Source organism: Kitasatospora sp. MY 5-36 (assembly GCF_001182915.1).
GTDB lineage: Bacteria > Actinomycetota > Actinomycetes > Streptomycetales > Streptomycetaceae > Kitasatospora.
In genome coordinates this window covers 1-369 of the sequence record NZ_LFVW01000338.1, presented here as the reverse complement: position 1 = coordinate 369, position 369 = coordinate 1, and the positions used below count along the sequence as shown (strand labels likewise).

General features: G+C 73.7%; 1 protein-coding gene. It reads right to left on the bottom strand.

Going from position 1 to position 369, the window contains the following annotated elements:
• Nucleotides 1–369: acyltransferase domain-containing protein (locus AE652_RS21440; RefSeq protein ID WP_049653966.1), on the bottom strand; the 369-nt coding region annotated here is incomplete at both ends.

Sequence of the window (369 nt, the reverse complement as noted above, 5' to 3'; positions counted from 1 at the left end):
ATCGACTCCACGTGCGAGGTGTGCGAGGCGTAGTCGACGGCGATCCGCCGCACGCGCACGCCCTGCTCCTCGTACGCGACGACGAGCGTGTCCAGACCCGCCGGGTCACCAGCCACGACCACCGAGGAGGGGCCGTTGACGGCCGCGACCTCGACGCCGTCCGGCAGCGCGCCGGCCACCTCGGCGAGCGGCAACCCGACCGACACCATGCCGCCGCGTCCGGCCAGACCACGGGCGATGGCCTGCGACCGCAACGCCACCACCGCCGCCGCGTCCTCCAGCGAGAGAATGCCCGCGACATGCGCCGCCGCGATCTCGCCCTGCGAGTGACCCACCACCGCGTCAGGAACGACACCCAGCGACGCCCAC